General features: G+C 63.5%; 27 protein-coding genes, 1 tRNA gene and 2 pseudogenes (2 of these 30 cut by a window edge). 15 read left to right on the forward strand and 15 right to left on the reverse strand.

Going from position 1 to position 25948, the window contains the following annotated elements; translation table 11 throughout:
* A protein-coding gene (gene argS / locus BN4332_RS11995) for an arginine--tRNA ligase (protein ID WP_066898648.1) crosses the window boundary here: on the reverse strand, positions 1-236 show its 5' portion. It extends 1405 nt beyond the left edge of the window; 236 of the gene's 1641 nt are visible here — the first part of the coding sequence; it begins with the start codon at positions 234-236; the stop codon falls past the left edge of the window.
* A 105-nt stretch (positions 237-341) separates the two neighbouring features.
* Here argS and BN4332_RS12000 point away from each other — a divergent pair.
* The 3 genes from BN4332_RS12000 (at position 342) to BN4332_RS12010 (ending at position 1695) form a co-directional block, all read left to right on the forward strand.
* A tRNA-Arg gene (locus BN4332_RS12000) sits at positions 342-417 on the forward strand.
* Between the two features lie 215 nt (positions 418-632).
* On the forward strand, positions 633-1136 hold the full coding sequence (locus BN4332_RS12005) for a hypothetical protein (protein WP_160110832.1): 504 nt from the start codon (positions 633-635) through the stop codon (positions 1134-1136).
* 208 nt (positions 1137-1344) lie between these two features.
* Positions 1345-1695 (forward strand): hypothetical protein, encoded by a 351-nt coding sequence (locus BN4332_RS12010; protein WP_066898650.1) that lies wholly within the window; start codon positions 1345-1347, stop codon positions 1693-1695.
* A gap of 186 nt (positions 1696-1881) precedes the next feature.
* Here BN4332_RS12010 and BN4332_RS33215 read toward each other — a convergent pair whose 3' ends face one another.
* From BN4332_RS33215 to BN4332_RS12025, 3 genes are all read right to left on the reverse strand, one after another.
* Complete coding sequence (locus tag BN4332_RS33215) at positions 1882-3306, reverse strand: P-loop ATPase, Sll1717 family (RefSeq protein ID WP_160110833.1); 1425 nt, start codon at positions 3304-3306, stop codon at positions 1882-1884.
* Positions 3299-3814 (reverse strand): hypothetical protein, encoded by a 516-nt coding sequence (locus BN4332_RS12020; protein WP_160110834.1) that lies wholly within the window; start codon positions 3812-3814, stop codon positions 3299-3301. The genes BN4332_RS33215 and BN4332_RS12020 overlap by 8 nt, the downstream gene beginning before the upstream one ends.
* 812 nt (positions 3815-4626) lie before the next feature.
* Positions 4627-5634 carry a hypothetical protein gene (locus tag BN4332_RS12025; RefSeq protein ID WP_066898653.1) on the reverse strand — a complete coding sequence of 336 codons (1008 nt, stop codon included), beginning with the start codon at positions 5632-5634 and terminating at the stop codon, positions 4627-4629.
* Positions 5635-6161: 527 nt separating this feature from the next.
* On the opposite strand from BN4332_RS12025, the gene BN4332_RS12030 reads away from it, so the two are divergent.
* The 6 genes and pseudogenes from BN4332_RS12030 (at position 6162) to BN4332_RS12050 (ending at position 11430) form a co-directional block, all read left to right on the forward strand.
* Complete coding sequence (locus BN4332_RS12030) at positions 6162-6380, forward strand: helix-turn-helix domain-containing protein (RefSeq protein WP_220096857.1); 219 nt, start codon at positions 6162-6164, stop codon at positions 6378-6380.
* Positions 6381-6591: 211 nt separating this feature from the next.
* Positions 6592-7404, forward strand: a complete 813-nt coding sequence (locus BN4332_RS12035; protein WP_160110835.1) for a hypothetical protein — start codon at positions 6592-6594, stop codon at positions 7402-7404.
* Positions 7405-7648: 244 nt separating this feature from the next.
* Positions 7649-9796 (forward strand): AAA family ATPase, encoded by a 2148-nt coding sequence (locus BN4332_RS12040; RefSeq protein WP_066898655.1) that lies wholly within the window; start codon positions 7649-7651, stop codon positions 9794-9796.
* A gap of 349 nt (positions 9797-10145) precedes the next feature.
* Positions 10146-10703 carry a hypothetical protein gene (locus tag BN4332_RS12045; RefSeq protein ID WP_160110836.1) on the forward strand — a complete coding sequence of 186 codons (558 nt, stop codon included), beginning with the start codon at positions 10146-10148 and terminating at the stop codon, positions 10701-10703.
* Positions 10690-10812: pseudogene (locus BN4332_RS35180) on the forward strand (hypothetical protein); the annotation flags it as partial. The gene BN4332_RS12045 and the pseudogene BN4332_RS35180, both read left to right, overlap by 14 nt.
* A 21-nt stretch (positions 10813-10833) precedes the next feature.
* A complete protein-coding gene (locus tag BN4332_RS12050; protein ID WP_160110837.1) occupies positions 10834-11430 on the forward strand; it encodes a hypothetical protein in 597 nt (198 codons plus the stop codon).
* Between the two features lie 66 nt (positions 11431-11496).
* Here BN4332_RS12050 and BN4332_RS12055 read toward each other — a convergent pair whose 3' ends face one another.
* From BN4332_RS12055 to BN4332_RS34285, 3 genes are all read right to left on the reverse strand, one after another.
* The gene (locus BN4332_RS12055; protein ID WP_308208394.1) at positions 11497-12789 is read right to left on the reverse strand and encodes a tyrosine-type recombinase/integrase; all 1293 of its coding nucleotides are present in this window, start codon (positions 12787-12789) and stop codon (positions 11497-11499) included.
* A gap of 204 nt (positions 12790-12993) precedes the next feature.
* Positions 12994-13236, reverse strand: coding sequence for a hypothetical protein (locus BN4332_RS34280; RefSeq protein ID WP_235654073.1), 243 nt, complete (start codon positions 13234-13236; stop codon positions 12994-12996).
* Between the two features lies 1 nt (position 13237).
* Positions 13238-13408 (reverse strand): hypothetical protein, encoded by a 171-nt coding sequence (locus BN4332_RS34285; RefSeq protein ID WP_235654074.1) that lies wholly within the window; start codon positions 13406-13408, stop codon positions 13238-13240.
* Between the two features lie 50 nt (positions 13409-13458).
* Between BN4332_RS34285 and BN4332_RS12065 the strand changes: the two genes are divergently transcribed.
* Both BN4332_RS12065 and BN4332_RS12070 read left to right on the forward strand, forming a co-directional pair.
* On the forward strand, positions 13459-14616 hold the full coding sequence (locus tag BN4332_RS12065; RefSeq protein ID WP_200820291.1) for an acyl-CoA dehydrogenase family protein: 1158 nt from the start codon (positions 13459-13461) through the stop codon (positions 14614-14616).
* Positions 14617-14624: 8 nt separating this feature from the next.
* Positions 14625-15284: a GntR family transcriptional regulator gene (locus tag BN4332_RS12070; protein WP_066898659.1), complete on the forward strand. Its 660-nt coding sequence runs from the start codon at positions 14625-14627 to the stop codon at positions 15282-15284.
* Positions 15285-15379: 95 nt separating this feature from the next.
* Here BN4332_RS12070 and BN4332_RS12075 read toward each other — a convergent pair whose 3' ends face one another.
* The 6 genes from BN4332_RS12075 to BN4332_RS12100 all read right to left on the reverse strand — a co-directional run bounded on the left by BN4332_RS12075 (position 15380) and on the right by BN4332_RS12100 (position 21194).
* Positions 15380-16114 carry an ABC transporter ATP-binding protein gene (locus BN4332_RS12075; protein WP_066898660.1) on the reverse strand — a complete coding sequence of 245 codons (735 nt, stop codon included), beginning with the start codon at positions 16112-16114 and terminating at the stop codon, positions 15380-15382.
* Entirely contained in the window at positions 16090-16971 is an 882-nt protein-coding gene (locus tag BN4332_RS12080) for an ABC transporter permease (protein WP_066898661.1), read from the reverse strand. Before BN4332_RS12080 ends, BN4332_RS12075 begins: the two co-directional genes overlap by 25 nt.
* The gene (locus BN4332_RS12085) at positions 16968-18020 is read right to left on the reverse strand and encodes an ABC transporter substrate-binding protein (protein ID WP_074133049.1); all 1053 of its coding nucleotides are present in this window, start codon (positions 18018-18020) and stop codon (positions 16968-16970) included. Before BN4332_RS12085 ends, BN4332_RS12080 begins: the two co-directional genes overlap by 4 nt.
* 13 nt (positions 18021-18033) lie before the next feature.
* Positions 18034-19389 carry an LLM class flavin-dependent oxidoreductase gene (locus BN4332_RS12090; protein WP_066898662.1) on the reverse strand — a complete coding sequence of 452 codons (1356 nt, stop codon included), beginning with the start codon at positions 19387-19389 and terminating at the stop codon, positions 18034-18036.
* A 159-nt stretch (positions 19390-19548) separates the two neighbouring features.
* On the reverse strand, positions 19549-19920 hold the full coding sequence (locus tag BN4332_RS12095) for a hypothetical protein (RefSeq protein ID WP_066898663.1): 372 nt from the start codon (positions 19918-19920) through the stop codon (positions 19549-19551).
* Positions 19921-20312: 392 nt separating this feature from the next.
* A complete protein-coding gene (locus BN4332_RS12100; RefSeq protein ID WP_066898664.1) occupies positions 20313-21194 on the reverse strand; it encodes an LLM class flavin-dependent oxidoreductase in 882 nt (293 codons plus the stop codon).
* 51 nt (positions 21195-21245) lie between these two features.
* Between BN4332_RS12100 and BN4332_RS12105 the strand changes: the two genes are divergently transcribed.
* The 4 genes from BN4332_RS12105 to BN4332_RS12120 all read left to right on the forward strand — a co-directional run bounded on the left by BN4332_RS12105 (position 21246) and on the right by BN4332_RS12120 (position 24592).
* The gene (locus BN4332_RS12105; RefSeq protein WP_066898665.1) at positions 21246-21659 is read left to right on the forward strand and encodes a VOC family protein; all 414 of its coding nucleotides are present in this window, start codon (positions 21246-21248) and stop codon (positions 21657-21659) included.
* A 78-nt stretch (positions 21660-21737) separates the two neighbouring features.
* Entirely contained in the window at positions 21738-23045 is a 1308-nt protein-coding gene (locus tag BN4332_RS12110; protein WP_066898666.1) for a sensor histidine kinase, read from the forward strand.
* Complete coding sequence (locus tag BN4332_RS12115) at positions 23033-23677, forward strand: response regulator transcription factor (RefSeq protein ID WP_066898667.1); 645 nt, start codon at positions 23033-23035, stop codon at positions 23675-23677. The genes BN4332_RS12110 and BN4332_RS12115 overlap by 13 nt, the downstream gene beginning before the upstream one ends.
* A 33-nt stretch (positions 23678-23710) precedes the next feature.
* The gene (locus tag BN4332_RS12120) at positions 23711-24592 is read left to right on the forward strand and encodes a DUF4097 family beta strand repeat-containing protein (RefSeq protein WP_066898668.1); all 882 of its coding nucleotides are present in this window, start codon (positions 23711-23713) and stop codon (positions 24590-24592) included.
* 75 nt (positions 24593-24667) lie between these two features.
* On the opposite strand, the gene BN4332_RS12125 is transcribed toward BN4332_RS12120, so the two are convergent.
* Both BN4332_RS12125 and BN4332_RS35450 read right to left on the reverse strand, forming a co-directional pair.
* A complete protein-coding gene (locus BN4332_RS12125; RefSeq protein ID WP_066898669.1) occupies positions 24668-25693 on the reverse strand; it encodes a nitronate monooxygenase in 1026 nt (341 codons plus the stop codon).
* A pseudogene (locus BN4332_RS35450) lies at positions 25693-25948 on the reverse strand (GNAT family N-acetyltransferase); its annotated part runs 8 nt beyond the window's last position; the annotation flags it as partial. The pseudogene BN4332_RS35450 and the gene BN4332_RS12125, both read right to left, overlap by 1 nt.

A 25948-nucleotide genomic window follows, 5' to 3' on the forward strand; every position in this document is an offset into this window, starting at 1 on the left:
GCGATGCCGTCGGCCGCGGCCAGCGCGGTGGCCAGCCAGCCGGCCAGCTCGCGCGGATTGACGCCGACCTTCTTGCCGAGCTGCAGCGCGAGGTTGGTCGCGTAGTCGCCGTGCTCAAGGTTGCGCGGGCGCTCGACCGTGACGGTGTCGGGCAGCGCGGCGGTGTCCAGGTCGTGTTCGGTCAGCACTGCGGCGGCAGTGGCCTTGAGCAGCTCGGCAAGGTCGGCGGGGGTCACGAGGGTCCATCCTATGGTCTGGGGTCCCCGCGCCCCGAATCCGTATTCGCCGAGAGATGCGCTACGCTATGCAAGCCCAATCGGCGCAGCTGATCTTCAGCCCGCGCCCCCGTAGCTCAGGGGATAGAGCGTCTGCCTCCGGAGCAGAAGGCCGCAGGTTCGAATCCTGCCGGGGGCACCAGGTCGAAAACTGTCTCTCACCAGCCAGTATAGGCCCATATAGCTAGCTCCAGACTCAGGGCTCAACGATCTTCCAACCATCTGGCGTCTTCGCTGGTCGGCGGTTTTCATTAGCTGATCTGTCGCGCTGCACCCCGCAGCCCTGGCGGATCTGGTCGATGTTCTGCCACCGCGCGCCGTCGCAATTTGGTCGCGCGGCGTCAATATGATCGCTCGGTGGTTTCGCCCAACGTCGACTTGACGGCCAGCTTCCGGTCGCACGAAAACTATCTGTGCGCCTTCACATCGCTGGCCGGTTTCCCCTACTTTCCCGGCAAGGGCCATCAGATTCTAGAGAAGCTTGCCAAGGACGTAATCGGGAAATTCCCGAAGGCAAATGGACCGCGTCAATACGACGCCGATGAATTGTCGGCTTGCTTGAACCGCGCGTGGGGCACGGAGTTGTTGTTGGCGATGAGTATGCGATTCATCGGTGAAGACGAAATGATGCGCATCTCGAACTCATGGGGTTGCGTGCAGCTGTATTACGTCGGCTACTCATCGGTGCAGGCGTTGGTGGTCGCCAGCGGTCAGCCGCGACCGGCCAGCCACCCAAAGACGCAAGATCAAGCGATCGCCTTGTGGGCGAATCGCCAGTCCGGCGTCGCGCCGTTCTCGTTCGCCGCCAAGGCCGGGGCGGTGTCCCAACCGAGATCCGAAGGCGTACCTACACGGGCCTAGCCGAGACATCGACGTAAATCTTCACGGGTGGACCGCCTGCGATTCGACCAACTGTTGGGACATCGCCGCGCTGGCGCTGCGATCGACTCGCCAAGACGCCGTTGATGCCAAACTGGCCGAAGCTCGCGATCGCAAGGTCAAGCAGAAGCGCAAAGATTGGCAGGCAAAGGAGAACGCTCGGCTGGCGAAGGGCAAGCCGCCAAAGACGATGCCTAATTACAAGACCGCGCAGTTGACGCCCGCCGAAAAAGCCGCGTGTGAACAGAACGTCCGGGCGTACGGCTGGCTGGACTACCTCTACCGGCTGCGGATCAAAGCCAACTACGAAGAAGCGCGGATGTTCACCGAAGGGCCTGACGACGAACACACATCAGCCATAGTGGCGCGCAACATGATTCGTATGGCGACGGCGACCATGATCGCGCACGAAGTCCGAATCGCTCAAATCATCGGTAAGGCGGGTTTGCTCGACATGGCGAATGATTGGGTGCAGACGAACAACCCACCGGCGACGATGGGGATTGGTCTACGGCTGCCGATCCTGAGTCAAGTGCTCTGACCGCCTCAGAGATCGAATAAGCCGTCTTCATCGGGCAACCTTCTCAAGGCTCTCGGCAGCGATGTAGGGCAAGAGTGTCGGCGGCAACTTGGGCCGCTTTCCCTGCAACAGTGCAGCAACGGAAAGGGTTGGCCGTTCGCCGCGTGGGTGTACACGCCGCCGTGGTCGGATCGGTTGACATTAGAATTACACGGCTTGGATGCCAAGATTTCGACGAAACGCTGGATGCACCACTAATTGCTTTTGAGACATAAATTCGGTGCGAGACACCGTGCGAGAGCCAATAGCATAGCGGACGTTAGGTTCTTCGCCGATCCCTAACACGCCAATTTCGTACATCAACATAGCAAGCCGCTCGCTAGTCGAATTTCTGTACCACTCTGCGGAACTATAGTCCTCGAACTTAGCGTCAGGATCCGTCTTAACTCTATCCTCGATTTGGGACGCTAACTTTTGTGCGGACAGAGTCGCATCAGAATTCCGAAAAACCCTTTGGACAAAAACTGCCAAACCCGGGTAAAGCACACCAAAGTCTTGATGAATGCCGACCAGCTTTTGTTCAGAATATTTGTCGAGCTGCCCCTCGATATGCGTCAACTTAATGGGGGAGTCAAGATCGCCAGCGGCCACACCCGCTGCGTTGCACAATGCAATCACATCCCGTGGGCCATTGACGCTATAACGCGTGATCTGATAGGTGAACGATTCGAAGGTACCTTCCCATTCGAATTCCTTCCGCCATAGCTCTTCAGCAGTCAGAGCACTCGTAATACCGCGCGCTGTTGCGATTCGCCTCCCGATCAGATCGACCAGAGATTTACGATCCCATTCAAGAAAGGCAATTCTATGTGCCACCTTGTCATATTCTCGTTGTTCCTCGTACCACGCACGCCATAGGCCATGCTTGATAAATACCAGCACATGGAGACGGTCTTTCGAGACATGATTGATATCGTGCGCCGCTCTAACTATAGACTCGAGAACGAGCGGATGCTCCTCGATGTTATCGATAACATCTTCGATATCGTCAATCAGAATGTACCCACGTTGATCTTGAAGTGCATCAATAACATCTTTGAGCAGATCGTTTGTAGCATTCTGGACCACATTTTTTGCTGCCGTTTGCATGAGCTTTGCTGGCGAGAACTTTACAATCCCGTACACATCGACTTGGGCCGCTTCGGGAACGTTCTTTATCATTTGCGTTATACGCTCCGCAGCACCCTTTAGTTTGAGCATGGCGGGGGACTTGCCTTGCCGTCCGGCCCGTTGCGCGAACTCGGTGAGTAATATAGCTGATACAACATTCTTACCGCGTCCCGATGACCCCGGCAGCTCCGAAGCATCGATATTCAGCATTATGTCGCTGGCACTGAAATTCACCACCAGCGCGTCAGGGTCGGACGCTTCGACATGCAGCCGCAGATCAGTTTTACCGCTACCCTTTACACCAACAACTACGTCTTGACCGTTGGTCGCTTCCCTGCACTTTAAATGTGCCTCCACCGCCCGGGCAATGTGGTCGCGGTCTAGCGAGTCTGTATCGGCATCTTGCGCATCAGGCTCACCGAAGTGCTCATGAGTACGCCTCCCCGTCGATGCCTTAGACACTGTAGTGGACCCGAATATTCCGCTTGGCGCCACCCGAAGAGGCCAATAGAAACATCATGGTACGGAAACGATTCTCCGGCATCGTTACTTCTCCACGCTTTACGAGCTCTTCATAAATTCTATCGGCGTCTGCAAAATCCGGAAGTTTTATACGAGAGATTGCCGCCTTCAGTTGTTGAAGTGTGATACCGCTACGGTCAAATGCAACTTCGACACGAGCCTGAATCTGTGCAGCGAAGCGTTCCTGTTCTAATGCCCTGCGGCCAGCGTCGGTAAGCCTCACCCTCTTCTTATCGTTCGTCAGTGTTTCAACCAGTCCGAGATCGAGAATCAGGCGGAGGAAACCGCTCATCGCCCGAACGGACATAGGTTCCTTCGGCTGGTCTTTGACTTTACGCACTTTGAAATCGTCGAGGGTTTGCAGATGCTGGTACAGGTCAGCGATGTTCCAGGTCTTTCGCCCCATCTCCGTTAGAGCGACATCGATTCGGTTGTACGTCGTTGCCATAGGTTCCCTCACTGACCGGTCCAGATAGCGTGAGTAGCACGACGGCGTGTGTGAACAGCCGGGCGCCGACCTGAAAGTATCAGCGAAGGACTATGACGTGCACAGGAAACGCAGGGGAACGGTCCGACGCCGTGCGTGAGTAGCTTCTCCAACCGTTTGATCGTGCCTGTCCTGGCGGTCAATAGCCGATCTTGCGGCCTGCTGAGACGCCGACGTAGTACTCAGTGCGCCGCTTCCGGGTGTGCATCTTCGCACCAGCCGAAACGCCGTGATACTCCCGGTTGGGCCCAACACGACCGAGCCGGACAGTGCTAGCGACCGAACCACTGATGTAGCGCGGTCGGCGCGCGCCTTGATCTTGCGGGCAGTCCGCTCGACGCGTGAGCTGCCGGTGGGCGCGAACCGGCCCCGCTTGTCACGTTTGTAATTGCGCTTGGCCACGGGATTATCGCTTCCGTTTACGCCGGGTACGGCTCGCTGCGGCCTTGCCGACCTTGGTTTCACCCTTGGCCTTGGCCTGTCGTGCGAAACGCTTCCGCGCTGCGGTCTGTTTCCTTGACGCCATTGCGGTCCTCTCAGTCGGCCACTTTGATCGACGGGCCCCCTCGGGCTTACCCACGGTGGCGCGGTTCACCTTCACGCGCGACTCCCCGGTAGTGATCGGGTTGTAATGACGCGGCCGGCCAGGGCCACCAGACAACTCCCCGTCACCCACGCGCCGAGGCTCATCCCGCATCGCCGCGTCCAGCCCGACCGCAAGATGATTGGGCGCGACGGGTCTGGGATCGCGCTGGGCGTCGAACATCGCGGATTCAACCCACGACGGTAGCGCGGTCATAGTCGACCTCTACCGGTGCGTGATGAAAGCGGGCGCGGTGTAGTTCGCGTTCCGTGGTGATCTGACACACCGCAGCACCGCCACGTCGACGCACGCCGGTCCCAAACCCGCGAGTCGCGAAGCTCTCCACCAGCGGGACACCGGACCAATTACCGGGCATGAGACGCAAGCCTTGTTGTGATGCATCCGGCCACTCGCGGAAACCAACGACGTTGCGGTCAGAATTCGGCCCGTAGGTCGCTACCGCAGTGATGTAACCGCTTGGCACATAATCGCTTTGAATCACTAGACCTTCGCCGTAAGAGCCGAGTACGGGGATGTCGTGGAATGACCCGGACACCGGTTCGCCGATCAGTTCGCCACCGTCGCCGCTCAGGTAGGGCGGCTGCGCCTCGCTCGGTACGAAGTCCCACCGTGCTTTCGGCACATCATCAATCGTCTCGGAACCTTCCGGCGGACGACTCGGTTGATTCGCGCGCCAACTCATCACATGCTCGGCTTCGTCGGGGTTGCACAATAGAAGCAGCGTCGCTCCGGTCTCCTTGGAAAAGCCCTTGCGTGTCACCAACCGAATCAGGTGCTCAGCGTCGCCTGCGTCTACCTGCTCGGTGCCCGAAGTGATGTAATGCGTTTCTTCTGTGGGAAATTGCCGACCGAGATACGGCGGCGGTCCCGGCGCAACCCCGTCGTAAAGATCGTAGACCCAGAACCCTTCGGGATTCTTCTTGCGCGCCTTGCCGAAGATCGATTTGAGGATTTCACCGGTGCAAAGCGTGGTGTCGCCGGTCAAAATGTTGTCCATGATCGCGCGAACCTGCCGCACATCGGCGCCGCGCAGAAACAACCGCGTCAGGCGAGTTGCAATGTCGTAGTCGGTGAATCCGTATCCCAGCATGAGCGAATCACCGGGTGTACCAGCGGCTTGCGGAACACCAATCTCTGTGGCTTGCTCGAACAGCGCGGGCGTGATGTTCTGCGGCACCGCTTCGCCTGCGTTGACCGTGCGGAAACTCAGTAGATCCGTGAGCTTGCGCCGGTCTTTTGTTCCAGATGCCCAGTACCTCAGAAAATTCGGTCCACACGGCCATCAAGTCAGTACCGTCGCGCAGCGTCGAAAGAACGGGCGCGACTTCGCCGGTCGTGGTGATGCCGTACTGACCGGTCGGCACGGTGGCCCCGTAGATCGGATACGCAGCTAGGGCTGCGGCCTTGGCGGCTTCGCGGGCGCTGAGCATTGTGTCCATTGGTTGCCTCACATTCGCTACACACTTGGCTCCGATTTTACGCGCCTTTCCGCACCGAATAGCTTTGGTGCATAGGCAATGTCGAACCAAAATAGATTATGTCGCACATATAGCGTAGCGCCGTCATTGTGCTATTCTGGACATCGCGGGGCCGCAAGCCACGGGGTGTTCATCGGGAACATCCACCAAGGACTGGAAAGGTGCGCCCCGCATGTCTCGAACATCACCCGCATTGCCGCACAGCGGTTCTCAACATGACCCGCACGTGTCAACTACCCGGCCTGGTCGGGTTGATTCTGCCGCTGGATTGATTTCCACCAAGGAAGCGGCGAATCGTTTGCGGATCTCTCCGAACACTTTGCGCAAGTATGTTGCGCTCGGATTGATCCCGGCCCATAAGGTGGGGTTGCGATTGCTCAAGTTTGAACCCAACGACGTCGACAAGCTCGTGCGGCGAATCGACAACCGCACGGCCAGCGCGTGACAACGATTCGCGGTGTCACCGACTCGCAAGCGCGGGCGAGAGCATCGCGCGCTCGTCGTGAGCTTGCGCGATGGCAACGCGAAGACACCGAGCGCATCGAAGCGGTGTGCTCGGCGTTGCGTGAAGTGCCAGGTATGAGTGACGAATTCAAAGCCCAAATCGCCAGGACGATCCTGACCCATCCAGTCCACCTATTCGGGAGTGAAGTGCCATGACCGCCGAAAGCGATGCCGACCGCGTCGCGCGACTACGCGCGCGCATTGCCAACCCGCCGAATCGGTGCGACGACGAAGGCAAACCGCTGCCGCTGGTAGGCAGGCCAATCGATCCGAGATTAAAGATGGAAGTGATGGACGCGATGGAACACTTGCTTTCCAGCCCAGCATCAGCCGCACCGATTCTCGCCACCGAGGAACAGGTCAACAAAGCTCTGGCGTCGATGCTAGCCGGTGAATCGCTGGACGCACCCGAAGGACAGCCGTGGTCGACAATCCTCGCGAAAGCTGCTGCGGATTATCGGTTCTACTTTCAAAGCGAGCCGGACCGCGACAGCTTCTTTGAAGTAAAGCCTGGCAGTCTGGATGAGTACGAAAGCGGCTGGAAAGCAACAGATAAGACGCTGAGCAATTTTGACATTGACAACGTGCCGCAGACTCACGACAACCACGACAAGCACGGCGAGTTGATGCCACCGTGGAATCCGTCGATTGAACTGGACGTGCCGGCGGTGGTTTCAACGTCACGCGCCGGCCACCGATGGCCTTTGCGCGGCACTACGACCGTTGAATCTGTGTTGGACATTGTCGAGCATGACAAGTGGTGCGACTTGAACTACGAATGTTGTACTCGTCTAACCAAACCGACGATCTTCAACACTTTTGCTTTTGCTCACGGTGACCTCATCGCCATCACACACGTCTGCCGCGACTGTTGGCAGCGATGGCTAGATGACAACGTTCCCGAGCCGCCCGAAGAAGCGATTTACGAGATTGACCTGCAAGACGGCTACGGCGAAGACAGCTGATTTAAATGACGAACCGGTCGAGAACGAAAACGTTTGGCCCGCTTCGACACCCGACGGGCTCGCGTTCGTTGACGCCGTATGCCAACACCCACAGAATACTCCGAAACCGCCTGTCAATCCTGATGATTCGCGCCTACGCACTTAGACTTTTAGGCCCAATACGGAAAACCCGCCCGGTGACGACTCCGGGCGGGTCTATGTCCCATTTGAGATCGGAACGCCAAGCAACCGAAAGGACCCCACCATGGTAGCAAGCGCAGCCGACAAGAATGGCGGCGAAAGCGCGTGGCGGTTCGAATTCGACGCGTTGCCTGGCGAGCACGGTTACCGGCTGCGGTTGGTCTCGTCTGGCTCTGGTGACACAGCGCTGTCCATTCCCGACGTGACCGGTCTGTCACCGCTGGAGGCCGCGCTGGCGTATGCGGCTGCTGGCGGGTACGTGCTGCCGGTGAAGGCTGGTAAGCATCCAGGCTCCATCGTTGGCACCGGCTGGCCGCAAAAGTCGAGCCGTGATCCTGCACGGATTCGGCAATGGTGGACCGAGTATCCCGACGCCGGAATCGCACTGCACACCGGTCGATCCGGTCTCACCGCCTGCGATCTGGACGTTGACGTGATTCCCGACGAACTGGCGTGGCTCAAAGGTGGGTTGTTCCAGGCGACACGCGGCAAGCGCGGCGCGCGCGGACATTACGTGTTCGCCAGCACCGAAACGTTCACCAGCGGCGCACTGCGCACCGAAGACGGCACCCAAGTCGGTGAGATCCGCTCCGGCAACACAGTGATCATGGTTGCTCCTTCGCCACACCCTAAAGCCGAACATGGCGGCGAATACCGCTGGATCACAACCGGACCCGTGCCCGATGTACCCGACGAGGGCCGGGCCGCTCTGACCGCCAAGGCTGGTGGGTGCGGTGAGCCGATCACTGCCGAGGTAGAGGCCGCATGGTGTACCGCGCACACCGAAGAACGCGAGCCTTGGCGGCGGACTGTGTTGCGCGAGTCCTACGCTGCCAAGCTGGCCAGCGGAGAACGCCACCACCCGGCCATGATGGCGACAGTGGGGTGGGCCGCACGTGAAATCGTGCCCGGTTTGGTGTCGTCAACGATCTTCGATGACTTGCACGACGATTGGCTGACTTCGTTCAAAGGCAGCGACCGCAGACCAGCGCCGGGAGAATTCTGGAAGATGGTTCGCCAAGCCATCGCGGCAGTAGCACCCGCCGACCACGACGCGCAAGCGATGACTGATCTTCTCAACCGAGCGCGCCGCGAATTCGGCACCCGCCACGACGACGACATCAACTCGGCTCCGTCGCTGGACGCTGTGAACGCGTTACTTGACCGCCCGGATACTTCGGACGATTCCAACGGAAACGCGGTGAAATCCGACGACGAAAAGCCCCGGCGAAACGCGCCGCTTGATCTGCGGCGGCTGCGCACAGAACCGTCCGAACCGGTGGCGTGGCTGCTGCCCGACGTGCTCGCCCGAGACAGCTATGTCTCGCTGTCGTCAGCACCGGGCACCGGCAAGTCAATCTTTGCGCGCGGCATTGCGGTCGACGCCGCACTTGGCCGTGCACACACCGAACCGTCTGAGACCTTCGACCCGGCCAAAGTGATCTATCTGGACGCTGAAAACGGCGAAGATTGGTGGCGCGGCGGTCTCGACGCGATGGGCGCACCACTGGATCTACCGAACCTGTCGGTAGTGTGCTTTCCCGATCTCGCCGGGTTAGACACTCCCAAGGGGTCACGCGAATTCCTCACGCTTGTAAGCGATTTAGCGCGCGATCTCGATGGCGAGCTTGATCTAGTCGTGCTCGACACCGTAAGCCGATTCATCGACGGTGGGGAAAACGACGCCGACACGTGGAGCCAGTTCTATCGGCGCGCAGTCCAACCGCTACGCGAGCGCAAGGTAACGGTGCTACGGCTCGATCACTTGGGTAAGGACGCCGACCGGGGACCGCGCGGCAGCTCGCACAAGCTCTCCGACGTGGACGCCGACTATCGCCTCACCGCCGACAAACCAGGCGGCGATGATCTGACGCTGACGCTGGGCAAGCGCCGACGGCAGCACTTCGCCGAAACGGTGAGCCTTCGACGACTGGACGGGCCGCTGCGACACGAGCCGGGCGCGAGCACACTGGCGCTGGGTGTGACGCTTGCCAGCGGCCAAGTCGTGCCCGCCGACCGCAAGGTGGCCGCACTGGTAGCCGAGCTGGACCGGCTCGGCATCGGCGTTGCATTGGGCCGACCGAAGTCCCAAGCCGCCGTCAGCGCCGCTGGCGGATCGGTTCAAGCTTCGAATGCCGTGTGGACCGCCGCACTGAAATTCCGCCGCGACCGTGCCGCCCATGCCGCACAGAACGGCGGTCAGCAAACATGATCAGCCCCGAAAAGCTGTCCCCAGACCTGTCCCGAGTCGGGCAAAAATTGCCGACCTGTCCCGGACAGCGTTTTCCTACCCTGACCTGCGTTGATCGATTCCACCTCGAGTTTGCTGGGACAGCTTCGGGGACAGCTTTTTCTGTCCCGGACAGCTCAGGACAGACCCGCTATCGGTGCTGGTCGAGCTGTCCGGGACAGCTCAGGACAGATCTGAAACCGGCTTCGTGGGGACTGTGCCCGTCTCTCTCTCTTAAGAGAGACGGGACTGTCCCAAGCCCAGCAGCCCACGGCGAGCGAGGAAATCCAGCGCACTGTGAAGCACCGTCATATTTGAGAGGAATCGCGTAGTGGCGACGAGAACACTTCCATTGGCCGAACGCCCGGTGTTCGTCTGCGAGCAGTGTTGGAAACTCGTTCGTGGCGATGACGGTTATCTGTGTGTCAACCTGGCGGCGGCCAACATCATCCGTCGCGACGGTGGCCGGATCAATTGGCGGGTGTGCCATGCCGATTGCGATGACGACGCGAGCGCGACCGATTACCGACTGTGGGTCCGTCAGTTTGCGTCCATGACTGATCTAGTCGAAACGCTTTGCGCGCTAGCCGATCAAAAGCGTTGGTTCGCCGTGACGAACTGGAGCGGCTTGGTGCGCCGGGTGCTGCGTGACACCGAGCGCCGTGCCGAAGATTGGAAGCACAGCGGACGCAACCGCCGAAGTAAACGAACACTGACCGATCCGAATGATCCAAGGCACGGCACGGTCAACGGCTACACGAATTACGGGTGCAAATGTGATCGGTGCACAGCGGCCAACACCGAACAACGACAGCGCGAGCGATCAAATCAAAACGGGCACAACGGCGCAAAAGTATCTATCGAAGGAAACGATCATGCCGACCTCTAAGCGAGCCGACCTATCAAAGGTGCTGCCAGCGGTTCGATGCACAGCACGCAAACGCAACGGCGAACCGTGCAAGGCCATGGCCGCACGCGGAGCCAACGTGTGCCGTGTTCACGGCGGTAGCGCGCCACAAGTGAAAGCAGCAGCACAACGACGGTTGCAGCAAGCGGCTGATGCGCTGACCACTCGATTGATCGGGTTTGCGCTCGATCAAGGCGTGCCCGATGCGATTGCTTTGCAAGCGGTCAAAGATGCGCTCGACAGAGCCGGACTGAGTCCCAAGACTGCCGTCGAGGTTGACGTGGCGCTCAAGCCCTACGAACGCATTCTGAACAACCTGCCCAAGTTGCAAGGCGGCAGTCGGGCCGAATTTCGCCGCGCTCACGGCATCGCAGATGATTCCGACCAACAAAACCCGGCCCTGGCGGCTGGCAACGCAGACGAGCCGATCGACGTCGAGATCGTCTCTCACAGCGATCAACAGAACTACGCCTACCCGATGACACCAAGCCACGACGATTGGCAGCCAGATGAAGCCACCGGGCCGGGAATCGACTGCTACGACGGCCAGCCGAACCCGTTCGGTGAGAGCGACCCACCGCTTGACGGCTTGATGACGCTCGATGAAGCAGTGATCCGCGCGGCCCGGATCCACAACAGGGGGGTCGCCGGTCATGCGCGGGTGCTACGGGCTCAGCGGGCGTTGCCACCAGGTAAGGGCGGCAGGTAACAAACCTGCCGGGTTCAGAGTGTTTACGCTGGTCAGGGCGTTAGCGCTGATTCACCCAACAATGTCTCAACTATCGGTACCGACTAACGATTCCGAATCCTGTTGTGCTGCAAGCGAATTTGTGCGCAGAGCCGACAGCGCTTCGGCTACTGCAATGTCGCGACCGGAGACCTGTTGCTGATAGATCAGGCTGGCCTTGTGCGTCGTGTGTCGCAACCGAGCCATTGTCTCGACCAGATTGCCGACCTGAGCCGTCATCGTGCCTGCGAAGTGTCGCAGATCGTGCACTCGCATATCGTCGCGGCCAATCGCGGCCAGCGCTGGTTCGAAAACGTCTTTGGCGAACACGCGATCATTGACGTGGCAGCCACCGCGCGCGGGAGTGAACAGCAACGAATCTCCTGCCTTGCCAACGTATTTCACCAAGTGATTTTTAACGTCGGCTCGAATGTGCGGCGGGATTACCACCTTGGCAGGCTTGCCGTCTTTGGGGGTGTCGATGCGGCACCATTGCCCATCATCGCCGCGTCGATGTGTCACAGCACGCGCGACCGTTACCACCGAGCAATCGGCATCGAAATCCTTGCGACGCAATTCGGACACTTCCCCATACCGCAGGCCACACCAAGCCGAAAGCAACACCAGCGCACGGAAGCGAGCATTCTTCGTGTCGCTGCCGAGCTTGTCGGCGATGGCCTCAAGTTCGGGAATCGTGGGCACGACGGCCTGGCGCTTCGTTTTCGGATTCATCGCCCGTTCGATCATGCAGGGATTGCGCTCGATCAACCCGTCACGCACGGCGGTATTGCAGACCATGTTCAGAAGCGCGTAGGCGTGCGCGTTGCGCGTCGGGTGGGTGCTGCCAAGGCCAGAGAACCATGAGCGCACCAAAGCGGGCGTGAGATCCCGAACGGCATATCGGCCTAGCTTGGGCTCGATGCTGTTCTTCAGTGATGCCTCGTAGCCGATTCGGGTTCGGGCTTTGAGGTTGCGTTCACCGATAACCGTCTTGGCGTATTGCGCAACCGTGAGCGCTACCGCTTTGGTTTCCTCGCTGATTACTTCTGGCGGTTTCCACGACGCCAGCCCTTCGTCGCTGGCCGCGCAGCGGTCGATTCGGTCCTTTTCTTTGTTGAGCCATCGTTCGGCCATCATTTTCGATTCGAAGGTCACCGGGGCGAAGTGCCGCCGCAGATCGGGACCGACATACGACGCCTGATAGCGCGCTGATTTTGTCGGCTGCTTGCGGATTGATCCCCACTCGCGCGGGTTTTTCTTACCGGCCATTCCCAGCCCATCCCCTCTGCAATCGCAGGGCAAATCCCTTGGAATCCTGCGGCCCGTCGCGTTGGCCAGCATGTTTGCCACTCTCCAACGATGGTTCAACGATGTCAGCCATTCTACCCCGTGCCAGATGCGCGAGGTGAGCGAACTTTCAGACCGTCAAATCCGTTGGGCTGCAACGCTATCGCAGGTTATCCGGCATATTTGCTAGAAAAGGGGCGGCACTTTCGAATCCTGCCGGGGGCACTCTCCAAAATCGCTTCTACCTGTACAAACAGGTCACGCAGGGCTGTTGGTTCCCTTCGCCCACGCCCAGGCGCTCAGCCGCCAACCGTCGTCACCGCCGCGCAGTGCGACCGTGAAGATTCCGCCGTTCTGCACGACCTGCTGCCCCTTGAGGTCAAACGTCATGGTCGCCGGGACGACGACATAACCGCTGTCGCCGTTGACATCGACGTGCCGTGGCTCGTCGAGCACGATGCGGTAATCCGACGACCCTAGATGCTCGCCCTCGGCGAGCACGTCACGCCACCAGTCCCGGGTGGCGGTCGGGCCCCTGCCAGACGTGCGGCGCCATGCCGTCGAGGATCTGCATCGGATCGGCACAGGCCGCCGCCAACGCATCGACGTCGGCCCGGTTGAACGCGTCGACGTATCGGCGGACCGCCGCCATCGGGTCATCAGGTTCGGACATTCTCAAACTCTATAGAGTATTTTCTGCAGAGTTCCAGGAAAGGTGCCGCAGTGATCACGTTGTCCGCCGAAGAGCAGGCCATCGTCGAAACCGTCCGTGACTTCGTGGACAAGCAGGTACGGCCCGTGGTCCGCGAGCTCGAGCACGCCAACACCTATCCCGAAGACCTGATCGAGGCGATGAAGGAGATGGGCATCTTCGGGCTGGCGATCCCGGAGCCGTATGGCTTCGCCGCGGTGTCAATGCCCTGCTACGCGCAGGTCACCGAGGAACTGGCCCGCGGCTGGATGAGCCTGGCCGGCGCGATGGGCGGGCACACCGTGGTCTCGAAGTTGTTGCTGCAGTTCGGCACCGAGGAGCAGAAGCAGCGCTACCTGCCCCGGATGGCCACCGGCGAGCTGCGCGCGACCATGGCGCTCACCGAGCCCGGCGGCGGCTCCGACCTGCAGGCCATGCGCACCGTCGCAACGAAAGATGAGACCGGTTATGTGATCAACGGGTCGAAGACCTGGATCAGCAATGCCCGCAAGGCCGGTCTGGTCGCCTTGCTCTGCAAGACCGACCCGGCCGCCACCCCCGCCCACAAAGGGGTGTCGATCCTGTTGGTGGAGAAGGTCCCCGGCTTCGAGGTGTCCAAGGACCTGCCGAAGCTCGGATACAAGGGCGTGGAGAGCTGCGAGCTCAATTTCGTTGACTGTCATGTGGATTCGGACGCATTGTTGGGAGGGGTCGAGGGGCGTGGCTTCGCCCAGATGATGAAGGGGCTCGAGGTCGGCCGAATCCAGGTGGCCGCCAGGGCGACCGGCGTCGCAGGGGCTGCCTTCGACGACGCACTGCAGTACGCCCAGGACCGGGAGAGCTTCGGCGTACCGATCTGGCAGCACCAGTCGGTCGGCAACATGCTAGCCGACATGGGCACCAAGCTCTACGCCGCGCGCGCCCTGCTGCTCGATGCGGCCGAGCGTCTCGAGGGCGGCGGGCGCTGTGACATGGAGGCGGGTATGGCGAAGCTGTTCGCGTCCGAGACCGCGATGGAGATCGCGCTCAACGCCGTGCGCATCCACGGCGGGTATGGCTATTCCACCGAGTACGACGTCGAGCGATATTTCCGCGACGCCCCGTTGATGATCGTCGGCGAGGGCACCAACGAGATCCAGCGCGGTGTCATCGCCAAGCAGTTGGTCAAGCGCGGCGGACTCGACATCTGAGGGCCGAGATGACCAACCGACGCGCCCCGATGCGGTTGTCCGACGTCGCCTCCGCCCATGTGCGCGAGCTCATCGTCTCCGGCCAGCTGCAAGCCGGGGAGTTCATCCGACCGGAGACGGTGGCCGAGCAGCTCGCCATCAGCGCCACACCCGCACGTGAGGGCCTGTTGCAGCTGCAGACCGAGGGCTTCCTGTCGGTCGAACCCCGGCGCGGCTTCATGGTGACCGCCCTGTCGAGCGAGGACATCCGGGACATCTACGACGCCCAGGCGCTATTGGGCGGCGAGCTCACGGCACGTGCCGCCGCGGCGATCACGCCGGCCACCGTCGAGGAACTCGAGCGGATCCAGGATGCACTCGAAAAAGCCGCTGCTGCCAACGGTTTCGACGAAGAGGAACGCCTCAACCATCAGTTCCACGAGTTGATCTACCGGCTCAGCGGATCGCGGAAGATCCGCTGGCTGATCAAGACCACCCTGGCCTACGCACCACGCAAGTTCTTCGCCGCCGTGGAGGGGTGGCCCGAGGCCTCGGCCCAGGATCACCGGGCGATCATCGAGCACCTGCGGGCAGGTGACCCGGACCAGGCCCGCGCGGCCATGGCCCGGCACATCCGCAATGCCGGCACGTTGCTCGCCGAGCATCTGGCACAGAACGAAACGGCGTGACCGGCGCAACTCTGTGTTGACTTTGAGTTGACGCTGCATTTGTGCGGGTAGCGGTGTGCGTGGTTTCAAAGTCAACGCGCGCCGACCTGTTGCAGCTACTGCTCCCCCACCCCGAGCGCGGCGAGCAGTGCCTCACGATGCGCGACGAACTCGGGATTGCGGTAGGTGCGGGCCTCGGGGGTGTGGAAGTCCAGTTGGCGGTCGACGACGAACGCTCCGCCGTCGAGCACGAGCACCCGGTCGGCCAGGGTCACGGCCTCGTCGACATCGTGGGTCACCAACAGCACCCCGGGCTGGTACTTCGCGCACAGCTCCTGAAGCAGGTGGTGCATGCGCACCCGGGTGAGGGCGTCGAGCGCCCCGAACGGCTCGTCGGCCAGCAGCAGCGCGGGATTGCGCACCAGCGAGCGGGCCAGCGCGACGCGCTGTTGCTCGCCACCGGACAGTTCGTACGGCCAGGCCTGTTCGCGTCCGGCCAGGCCGACATCGGCGAGCACCGCACTCGCGCGCTGTTTGACGTCGCGGCCGGACAGCCCCAGCGCCACGTTGTCGAGTACCCGCAACCACGGCAGCAGTCGGGAGTCCTGGAACACCACCGACACGTCACGGGCCACGAACAGGTCGCCGGCCCCGTCCACCCCGTGGTCGAGCCCCGCCAATGCGCGCAGCAGTGTGCTCTTGCCGGAGCCGCTGCGGCCCAGCAGGGCGACGAACTCGCCCTTGCGGATGGTCAGCTCCACCTCATCGAGAATCGTTGTGCCGCCGAATGATCGGGACAGCCGGCGAACAACGGCCACCTCGTCGGTCAGGTTCCCAGTGCGCGCCGCCACGACAGCGCCCTCCTCTCGGCGGCCCGGACGACGTAATCCCCGGTGAGACCGAACACCGCGTACACCAACAGGCCGACGACGACGATGTCCAGCTGCCCGTACATCCGGGCCTGGGTCATCAGGTAGCCGATGCCGCTGGTCGCGTTGACCTGTTCGACGACCACCAGCGCGGTCCAGGAGATGGTGACGGCCAGCCGCAGTCCGGTGAAGAAACCGGGAAGGGCACCCGGGATGGCCACCTTGCGGATGAACTGGCTGCGCGACAGGCCAACGGTTTCGGCCAGTTCGACGTGGCGCAGGTCGACGCCCTTGAGCTGCGCGGTGGTGTTGATGTACACGGGGATCAGCACGCTCGTGGCGATGATGATGATCTTCATGGTGTCGCCGATCCCGAACCAGATGATCGCCAACGGGATGATGGCCAGGGTCGGCACTGCGCGCTTGACCTGGATCGGCCCGTCGACGATCGCCTCGCCGATGCGGCTCAGCCCGGAGATCAGCGCCAGGGCCAGGCCCAGTACCACTCCGATGGCCAGTGAGATCGAGGCCAGTTTCAGCGATGCGGCGATGTTCGTGGGCAATCGGCCGTCCGACCACATTTCGCCGACCGTGCGCACGATGTCCAGCGGGTGCGGCAGGGTCCGGGGATCGAGGATGCCGAGTTGCGAGGTGACGAGCCAAATGGCCACCAGCAGAAGTGGTCCGATGGCCAACGAGGCCGGGATCGCCCGGCCCGGCCCCAGCCGGCGTCGGCGCTGCGCGCCCGACCGGTGTTCCAGGTGCGGATAGTCCCGGTGTTCGGCGGGGTTCGGGTCGGGCCGCACCGCCGTGGCGGGATCCGCGTGGACGGTGGTCACTGGTCACCCGCCGAGTTCGCGTTGAGGTCGGCGAACCGGGAATCGAATTCGTCCTTGGCGCGCAACTGTTTTCCGGCGAACCCACCGGCCTCCTGCAACAGGTCGATGGTCTCCTGCTGGGTGTTGATCAGCTCCTCGGTGAAGCCCGGCACCGTGGTGCGCCCGTCCGCTTCGGCGATGGCCCGGGCATCCTCGGGGCTGACCTTCTGATCCTTGATCAGATATTCGTCGATCCAGGTCTGCTTATTGTCGTTGAGCCACTGTTCGGCGCGGTACCACGCGATGACGAACTCTCGGATCGCCGCGGCCCGCGCCGGATCCGACAGCGCTTCCTGACTGGCGTAGACGTAGTAGAGGCCGGGATAGGCGCCTGGGGCATTGGGGATTTCGATGCTGCCCTCCCCCTCGGTCGAGGCGAGGTATCGAACCCGGTCCGGCTGCTTGAGCACCGCGGCGTTGACCTGCTCGGCACGCAGGCCGTCGGCGAACTCGGCCAGCCCCAGATTGACCGGTTGCACGTCCTTGATGCTCAGTCCGACAGACTTGAGGTTGCGCAGTACGACGGCCTGCTGTGCGGTGCCCTCGTTGATCGCGATCTTCTTACCGGCCAGGTCTTTCAGCGATCTGATGCCCGACTTCGGCGATGTCGCCAACACCAGGCCGTTCCCGTCGTATCTCACCGCACCGACGATGGGCACCCCGGCGTCCGAGTACTGCGCGAGGATCGGCGGGACGTCACCGACCCGCCCCAGCTGCGCATTGCCCGACCGGATCGCCTCCAGCCGCAAGGGGCCACTGCTGAAGTTCGCGTAGGACACGTCGGCGCTGAGCCGGTCCTGTTCCCCGGAGAGTCTGAACAGGGTCTTGAGCCGGTTGGCGTCGTCGGCCACCACCAGGGTGGTGCCTTGCGGAACCGCCACCGGGATCGGCGCGTCGGCGGACAGCCCGCCGGTTTCCGACGAGCCGGATCCGGACTGGCAGGCGGCCGCCGTGGCCACCACACCGGCGGCCAGGATCACCCGGACCAAGGAGGTCAACGGATTACGCATGCACGTTCCCCTGTCAGCTGGCGGCCGATACGGGCGCGCCCGCATCGGTACCGGATTGGTTGGCCGGGCGCTCCAGGCCGAGGTGGTCACGAAGTGTGGTGCCGGTGTAGTCGTCGCGGAAGATGCCCCGGCGCTGCAGCTCTGGGACAACGTGGTCGACGAAGTCGGTCAGTGAGGACGGCAACGCCGGCGGAATGAGGTTGAAGCCGTCGGCCGCACCGGTGGTGAACCACTCCTCGATGGTGTCGGCCACCTGTTCGGGCGTGCCTGCGAACAATCGATGGCCCCGGCCGCTGCTGAGCCGGAGCAACAGCTCACGGACCGTGAGGTTGTCGGTCTCGACCAGCCGCTTCACCAGGGCGAGCCGGCTCTTGATGAAGGTGTCGCCGGGGTCCTCGGCCGGGAAGCTCAGCTTCCGGTCGAGGTCGTCCTTGGTGACCGCGAATCCGACGATGGCGCTGAGTTGTTCGAGCCCGTAATCGGGGACGGTCCGCTCTTCGAGTTCGCGCTGTCGCGCACGGGCCTCGGCCTCGGTGCCGCCGATGATCGTCGACAACCCGGGCAGGATGTGCACCTGGTCGGGATTGCGACCATGGCGACGGACGCGGGCCTTGACGTCGCGGTAGAAGTCGCGGGCCTCGTCGAGTGTGGGTTGAGCGGTGAAGATGGCCTCGGCGTACCTGGCGGCGAGTTCCTTGCCGGGATCGGAGGACCCGGCTTGGAACAGCACCGGATGCCCCTGTGGGGATCGCGGCACCTCCAGCGGCCCGGCCACCTGGAAATGCGCGCCGGAGTGATCGATCGCGTGGATCTTGGCCGGATCTACGAACCGAGGCGCGAGCTTGTCGCCGACGATCGCATCGTCTTCCCAGCTGTCCCACAGCTTCAGGGCGACTTGGAGGAACTCGTCGGCGCGCCGGTACCGGTCCGCCGGGTCAGGGTGGTTGGGCACGCCGAAGTTGGCCGCGGCCGAGGCGTTGGCGGTCGTCACGACGTTCCAGCCGGCGCGGCCCCGGCTCACGTGGTCGAGCGTGGCGAAGCGTCGTGCCAGACCGTAAGGATCGTTGTAGGTGGTGGACGCCGTCGCGATCAGCCCGATGGTGGTGGTGGCGCCGGCGAGTGCGGCCACCAGGGTGACCGGATCGAGGGCGTCGAATGGGCGGAACTCGGTCTGGTCCTTGAGCACCGGGTGGTCGGCGAAGAAGATGGCATCGAGCTTGCCGCGCTCGGCGATCCGGGCCAGCTCGATGTAGTGGGCGATGTCGGTGATGCCCGACAGGTCGGTCTCGGGAAGGCGCCATGCCGCTTCGTGCTGGCCGATGTTGCGCAGGAATGCGTTGAGGTGCAACTGCCTTTCGGGCGCAGCCATGCGACGAGCTCCTTTGGTCGGTGAACCAGGCCGCGTCTATTTCATGGGGCAGGCTGCGCTGCGAGAACAGTTAGGATCAGCGAAATTTCAGCTAACTCGCCAGATAGCACACGAGCGTGCGGTTGCCCGCACGCTCGTGAATGTTGGCGCCGGCCGGGATCAGCCCAGGCCGGTCCACTTCTTCAAGACCTTGCCCGGGAAGCCGCCCCATTTCTCAGCGGTCTTGCCGGGGAAGCCGGCCCACTTTTCGGCGGTCCGGCCGGGGAAGCCGCCCCACTTCTCAGCGGTCTTGCCGGGGAAGTTCGTCCACTTCTCCACGATCGGGTTCTCGGGCAGGTCGACCCCGCCGGTGAGGGCGTTCTTGGCAGCGTCGGTGACGGCATCGGTGACCGACGACGACACGCGGTCACACGGCGAGCACCCGACGGTGCTGTTGCCGCTGGTATCGGCTGATGCCGGCGCGGACAGCGCGACCGTGGCGCCGATCGCCCCCGCAGCGAGGGTCGTGGCGATCAAACTCTTCTGAATCATGGGTTCCCCAACCTGTTGTTCCGGCGCCGTCTGACAACGATGCCTCTAGCACGCTAGTCCCAAAACCCGATGTTCGCCGACCTCGGCCAGCGTCCGAGCAATATTTGCTGTAGCTTGCCGGTCCCGGCGTAGCCCAGCGCCACGACCGCGCCCGGACCCACCTCGGGTTTGCCCAGGTGAAATGCCAGGCGACCGGCAGGTGAACAACTCGGTCACCGCGCGTATTCGAGGCTGCTGTACAGGCGCTTTGCGGAATGTGGCGCTGGCCGTCGGCGCGACTCGGCGGCCGCGCCAACCGCGCAGCGCCAATCGGGTAACCGAGATCCAGACTACTCGGGGAACGGTGTAATGATCCTGCTCACACTTTGCTGAGGGGCTCGCCTGCCGACGCCTCAGGCGAAGACCTTCGCCACCTCGGCCACCCGGCGCAGCTGGTCGATGTCGGAACTGGTGGGGATCAGATGAACCTCATCGGTTCCGATGTCCTCGAACTTGCCGAGCACCTCGATCAGCTCCTCTTCGCTGCCGGCCCAGCCGGTCATGGGCGCCATCGCGTCGACATATTCGACGGGAATCCAGTTCATGTACCGGCGCAGGTGACGGTGTACCTGGGCACGAGCCGCCTCGGGCTCGCCGAGGGCGAACCAGAACGACGTCGCCAGATGCGGTTTCGGCTTACCGGCCTCGGCCCAGGCCGTCCGGGCGATGTCGAACAGTTCGGCCTGGCGGGTCAGATCCAGATCCAGTGTCGTGCCGGCCACGCCGTCGGCCCATGCCGCCGCGTCTCGCACCGTCTTGGGCCCGATCGTGCCGATCTGCAGCGGTGGCCCGCCGGCCTGAATCGGGGGCGGGCCGACCGGAAGCACCGACTCGGTGACCTTCTCCCCGGCCCACACCCGTTTCATCACCGCGACGCGCTCGGCCAGTGCCCGGCGGGTCTGGGTGGCCGGGTCGGCACCGACGGCGTGGTAGTCCTCGTGCCTGCCGCCGACCCCGATGCCCACGGCCAGCCGCCCACCGCTGAGCAGATCTCCGGTGGCCAGGCCCTTGGCCAGCATCACCGGGTCGTGCAGCTGGGGCACCACCACCGTCGTCACGAGCCGCACCCGATCGGTCCAGGCGGCCAGCGCCCCGAGCAGGGTCAGGCTGTCGGGATTGTCGAAGGCGATGCGTTCGCCCCAGCACAGCGACGAGAACGGACCCCCGTCGATGACGCGCGCCCAGGACCGCAGCGTCGTCGCATCCAACTGAGGTTCCATGACCGGCATCGTCATCCCCACGCGCACGCACGGATTCTGTCACGCTCGGGTGGCAGCATGAACCCCATGGCCATCACCACGACCTCGGTCGCCCATGTGCGGCTCACGGTCACCGATATCGAACGGTCCCGGCAGTTCTACGAGAGCGTGTTCGGCTGGCCGGTTCTCATCGAGTTGCCGCAGGACGCCGATGCGACCACCCGCACGCGTCTGGGTTTCCTGTTCGGCGGAGTCATCTACGACGCCGGGGGCACACTGATCGGGCTGCGCCCGGTCGGCCGCGATCCCTTCGATGAAGACCGAACCGGGCTGGACCACTTGGCTTTCCGGCTTCGCAGTCTCGCCGAAGTGAACGAGGCCGCACGGCACCTCGACGATCTGGGTATCGCCCACGGACCCGTCAAGGACATCGGGCCCTCCTACATCCTGGAGTTCCGCGACCCCGACAACATCGCTCTGGAACTCACGGCACCCAAGTAGTCCTGCGGGGGTTATCCCCCACCCGGATATCAGGAAAACGCTGTGTCGCCGGACGCCGCGACTTCGTAGGTTGAAGGCATGGTCGCAATCAGCGAAACCGAACCGACGGTTCTGCCCGCCCCCACCGAAACCGTGACACCGCGCCGCAACCTCGGCGTCGTGCCGACCGCGTCGATGATCACCGGTGCCGCGGTCGCGTTGGTGTGGTTCTGGATTCCCTTGTCCATCTCGGTGATCGGGTTCTCCTCGATCCCGTCGGTGATCGGTTTCCTGCTTTCCGGCGTGGTGTTCATCTACCTGATGCGCGGCGTCGAGAAGCTGGAACGGATCCGCAGCGAGGCGGTGTTCGGCCTCGGCATCGGCATCCCGCCCCGCCGGATGTCGCCTCACACCGGGTTCCAGGGCTGGGCGCACCAGCTCTGGCTGGACATCAGTGGCACCCGGTTCTGGAAAGGCGTCTGCCACAACTATCTGCGGATGCTCTACGACATGTTGGCCACCGGTACCGCGTTCGCGTTGCTGGCGTTCGCCTTCGTGGGCCCGGCCGCCTCGGTCGCGATCCGCGACAGCGACAACGACGCCGGTCTGGTCTTCACCTCCCCGCCGATCACCTGGCTCCTGGCCATCGTCGCCGTCGCCGCCGCGATAGCCATCTTGATCTTCGCCCCCGCCATGGACGCCGCGATCGACCGGTGGCTCTTGTCGCCGTCGCCCACCGCGGCGCTGCAATACCAGGTGAACGCGCTCGCCGACGCCCGCCAGGGCGCGGTGTCCTCGGCACAGACCGAACGTCACCGCATCGAGCGGGATCTGCACGACAGCGTGCAGCCCAGGTTGGTCTCCCTGGCGATGACGATCGGGCTGGCCCAGACGAAGCTGGATTCCGATCTGCCTTCGGCCAAGGCGTTGATCGCCGAGGCCCACGACGACGCCAAGAGCGCACTGGTCGAACTGCGCAATGTGGTACGCGGCATCGCGCCCACGATCCTGGCCGACCGCGGCCTCGACGCCGCGCTGTCCTCGGTGGTGCAACGCACCGAAACATCTGGCGTACCAACCACACTGCACATCGACCTGCCCCGTCGGCTGCCCGACGAGGTCGAGTCAGTCGCCTACTTCGTGGTGGCCGAGGCGTTGACCAACGTCGCCAAACACGCGGCAGCCTCGCAGGCGGTGGTCACCGTCCGCTGGGATGAGCCCACCAACGTGCTGCACGTCTCGGTGTTCGACGACGGACGCGGCGGTGCGGTGATCGATGCCGGTGAGAACGCCACCGGGCTGCGGGGCCTGGAGGAACGCGTGCGCGCCGCCGGTGGGACGTTCGCGGTGTCCAGTCCCGTCACCGGCCCGACGATCGTGACGGCGGTGCTGCCATGCGCGTCATAATCGCCGAGGATTCGGCGCTGCTGCGGGCCGGTATCGAGCGGATCCTGGCCGACGCCGGGCACGAGGTGGTGGCCGGGGTTCCCGACGCCACCAACCTGCTGCGGCTGGTCAACGAGCATCACCCCGACCTGGCCATCCTCGACGTCCGGATGCCCCCGACGTTCACCGACGAGGGCATCCGGGCCGCGGCACTGCTTCGCAGCCAGAACCCCGAATCCCCCGTGCTGGTGCTCTCCCACTACGTCGAAGAGCGCTACGCGGCAGATCTGATCTCCTCCGACACAAGAGGATTCGGCTACCTCCTGAAAGACCGGGTGGCGGATGTCCCGGCGTTCCTCGACGCCGTCGGCGTGGTGGGCAGCGGCGGCACGGTGCTCGACCCCGAGGTGGTGTCACAGATCTTGGTACGTTCGGCCAAACACAGCGCCCTGGATCAGCTGACCCCGCGCGAACGTGACGTCCTGCAGCTGATGGCCGAGGGCAAGACGAACTCGGCCATCGCCGCCGCACTACATATCTCGGTCGGATCGGCCGAGAAACACATCGCCTCGATCTTCACGAAATTCGACCTCGCTCCCGACGAGAGCGAGAACCGCCGCGTGCTGGCGGTGTTGCGCTACCTCGAGACCTAGACCGAACACCCCTACCGGGAAAGGACTTTCATCGTGACCACCATTGCCGCTCCCCCGCCGGCCGGTCCGCCACCTCAGTTGAGCCCCGGTGGGCGCACCGCATTCCGCGGCGCGTTGATCGCCGCGGCGGCGCTGTTGGTGGCCGGCGCCGTGGCCGGCCTCGGTGTGGCCGCCTGGGGCGTGAGCACCGTCCGTGTCGTCACCGATCATCAGAGCCTGCCGACGACGATGCGGTCGCTGGTGATCGACACGGCACGCATCCCGATCGCGATCCGCATCACCGGTGACCGTGAAACCAAGGACGCCGCAGCCGATCTGCGCCTGGTGAACACTTCCCACAGCGGTGAACACCGACTGCAGGTCACCAACGACGGCACCGAGACCCGGATCGCGATCGCGGGCAATCCCTCCCCGGTGCTCGAATGGGCGCGTGGCGGGGAGATCACGATCGCGGTGCCGCCCGAGCAGGCCCGGCGACTGGCGGTGCGCATCGAGCAGGAGATCGGCACGGTGGTCGCCCAGGCCGACGTCGACGAACTGACGGCCCGGACCACGGACGGGTCGATCATCCTGCGCGGAGCTGCCCGGCGCGTGGAGCTCCACACCGTCAACGGCGAGATCGTCTCGCGTGACCCCATCGCGGTGACCGAGCAGTTCAGTGCCACCACAGCTGACGGCGACGTGAGTGTCGACTTCCGTGATGCCGCCCCGCGACGGGTCGACGCCGCGAGCCGCAACGGCGATGTGGTGATCGGTCTGCCCGAACGCGGACCGTACCTGGTGCACGCCCAGTCCTGGTCGTCGTCGCAGGTACGGGTGTCCGAGACGACCGATCCCAAGGCCGCGGTCGCCGAGATCACCGTGCGCTCCGACAACGGCGACGTGGTCGTGGAGGGCGTCGGCCCGGGTCGTTAGCTCACAGTCGAGATCGCACCCAGGGTCGTGGTTTGCCGAAAATCACGACCCTGGGCGCATTTTCGACGCCAGGTTTCAACGGCCGGGGAGCAGGCTGCCGATGATCTCGGCCACCGAGCCGGTGCGGGCCTGACGCCATCCGGCGCCGGCCCACACGTTGGTGGCCTGCGGATCGCCCGCCGCCACCGATGCCTTGCGTACCGGGCTGGTCAGATAGTGGATCTCGGGATAACCCAGCGGGGCCTGCGCGTCGTGCTCGGAGATGAAGCGGTTGCGCAGGCCTCGGGCATAGCGGCCGGAAAACGACCTCGTGACAACGGTTTCGGTGAAATCCGGGCTCTGCAAGGCGGCGCGGTGCACGGCGCTGCTGCCGGCCTCGTCGGCCAGCAGGAACGCGGTGCCGAGCTGGGCGGCGACCGCACCGGCGGCGAGTACCCCGGCGACGTCGTCGGCATTGATCAGCCCACCGGCCGCCGCGACCGGGACGTCCACCGCCGCCAGCACCTCGGCCAACAGCTGCTCCAGCGGTTGGGATGCGGGCTCGGCGGCCGGATCGAACGTGCCGCGATGCCCGCCCGCAGCCGGGCCCTGCACGGCGAGACCCTCGATCCCGCGGCTCACCGCCAGCCGGGCTTCGTCGACGGTCGTCACGGTGCCGACGGTGGTGATGCCGGCGCCGTGCAGCCGTGCGATCTCCGCTTGGCTCGGCAATCCGAAGGTGAACGAGACGACCTCGGGCCGCAGATCGTGCACCACGTCGAGCTTGTCGGCCCAGGCGTCGTCGTCGTAGCGCGGTGCACCGAGTGCCACGCCGTAGCGCTGCGCCTCACCGGCCAGCGCCTCGGCATAGGTCCGGATCTGCTCGGCGGTTCCCGCACTGGGTTGGGGCGCAAAGAGGTTCACACCCAGTGGTTCGGTGGTCAGCGCCCGTGCGCCGGCGATCCGGTCGGCAAGCGCCTCGGCGGTCAGATAGCCGGCGGCCAGGAACCCGAGCCCGCCGGCGTTGCTGCCTGCCGCGGCCAGCTCCGGGGTGGTCGGCCCGCCTGCCATCGGCGCCACGATCACCGGTTGCCGCAGACCGCGAATATCGAATGTGCCCATCACCGCACCGCCTTTCCGAACAACAACACGTCCTGGGGTTCATCACTGATATTGGGGAACAGCCCGTAGCGGGCCAGTCTTCCCTCGAGAGACAGACCACACCGGCGCAGCACTCCCGCCGAGCCGGCATTGTCCACATGGCAGTAGGCCGACACCCGGTACACCGTGGGATCCGGCCGCAGATCGTCGAGTACCAGCGAAACCGCTTCCGACATCAGGCCATGTCCCCACCACTGGCGGGCCAGGCAGTAGCCC

Origin of the sequence: Mycolicibacterium houstonense, from assembly GCF_900078665.2 — a bacterium.
Classification (GTDB): Bacteria; Actinomycetota; Actinomycetes; order Mycobacteriales; family Mycobacteriaceae; genus Mycobacterium; species Mycobacterium houstonense.

What these genes read in the sequence shown, in the direction of transcription:
- BN4332_RS12010 (WP_066898650.1), top strand. Translation starts at nt 1,345, where the DNA reads ATGCCTAATTACAAGACCGCGCAGTTGACGCCCGCCGAAAAAGCCGCG.
- BN4332_RS12020 (WP_160110834.1), bottom strand. Translation starts at nt 3,814, where the DNA reads ATGGCAACGACGTACAACCGAATCGATGTCGCTCTAACGGAGATGGGG.
- BN4332_RS12035 (WP_160110835.1), top strand. Translation starts at nt 6,592, where the DNA reads ATGACCGCCGAAAGCGATGCCGACCGCGTCGCGCGACTACGCGCGCGC.
- BN4332_RS12040 (WP_066898655.1), top strand. Translation starts at nt 7,649, where the DNA reads ATGGTAGCAAGCGCAGCCGACAAGAATGGCGGCGAAAGCGCGTGGCGG.
- BN4332_RS12055 (WP_308208394.1), bottom strand. Translation starts at nt 12,789, where the DNA reads ATGCTGGCCAACGCGACGGGCCGCAGGATTCCAAGGGATTTGCCCTGC.
- BN4332_RS34285 (WP_235654074.1), bottom strand. Translation starts at nt 13,408, where the DNA reads ATGTCCGAACCTGATGACCCGATGGCGGCGGTCCGCCGATACGTCGAC.
- BN4332_RS12070 (WP_066898659.1), top strand. Translation starts at nt 14,625, where the DNA reads ATGACCAACCGACGCGCCCCGATGCGGTTGTCCGACGTCGCCTCCGCC.
- BN4332_RS12085 (WP_074133049.1), bottom strand. Translation starts at nt 18,020, where the DNA reads ATGCGTAATCCGTTGACCTCCTTGGTCCGGGTGATCCTGGCCGCCGGT.
- BN4332_RS12090 (WP_066898662.1), bottom strand. Translation starts at nt 19,389, where the DNA reads ATGGCTGCGCCCGAAAGGCAGTTGCACCTCAACGCATTCCTGCGCAAC.
- BN4332_RS12095 (WP_066898663.1), bottom strand. Translation starts at nt 19,920, where the DNA reads ATGATTCAGAAGAGTTTGATCGCCACGACCCTCGCTGCGGGGGCGATC.
- BN4332_RS12100 (WP_066898664.1), bottom strand. Translation starts at nt 21,194, where the DNA reads ATGACGATGCCGGTCATGGAACCTCAGTTGGATGCGACGACGCTGCGG.
- BN4332_RS12105 (WP_066898665.1), top strand. Translation starts at nt 21,246, where the DNA reads ATGGCCATCACCACGACCTCGGTCGCCCATGTGCGGCTCACGGTCACC.
- BN4332_RS12110 (WP_066898666.1), top strand. Translation starts at nt 21,738, where the DNA reads ATGGTCGCAATCAGCGAAACCGAACCGACGGTTCTGCCCGCCCCCACC.
- BN4332_RS12115 (WP_066898667.1), top strand. Translation starts at nt 23,033, where the DNA reads ATGCGCGTCATAATCGCCGAGGATTCGGCGCTGCTGCGGGCCGGTATC.
- BN4332_RS12125 (WP_066898669.1), bottom strand. Translation starts at nt 25,693, where the DNA reads ATGGGCACATTCGATATTCGCGGTCTGCGGCAACCGGTGATCGTGGCG.